The 236-nt window shown below is 70.3% G+C and carries 1 protein-coding gene; it reads right to left on the bottom strand.

From position 1 onward, the window contains the following. Window positions 1-211, bottom strand: a 211-nt coding sequence (locus E5082_RS26555) for a hypothetical protein (RefSeq protein WP_135793771.1), incomplete at its 3' end; no start/stop codon positions are given. Between the last annotated feature and the right edge of the window lie 25 nt (window positions 212-236).

Below are 236 nucleotides of genomic sequence, written 5' to 3'. Positions count from 1 at the left end.
GCCCGTAGGACGGCGGACGAGTCGTCTCCACGTCACGCCCGTAGGACGGCGGACGGGTCGTCTCCTCGTCGTGCCCGTAGGACGGCGGACGAGTCGTCTCCACGTCACGCCCGTAGGACGGCGGACGAGTCGTCTCCACGTCACGCCCGTAGGACGGCGGACGAGTCGTCTCCACGTCACGCCCGTAGGACGGCGGACGAGTCGTCTCCACGTCACGCCCGTAGGACGGCGGACGA

This window comes from Streptomyces griseoluteus (assembly GCF_004784465.1).
GTDB classification, from domain to species: domain Bacteria; phylum Actinomycetota; class Actinomycetes; order Streptomycetales; family Streptomycetaceae; genus Streptomyces; species Streptomyces griseoluteus.
Note: the sequence above shows the minus strand (reverse complement) of the source record. Positions and strands in the feature narration are given on the sequence as shown.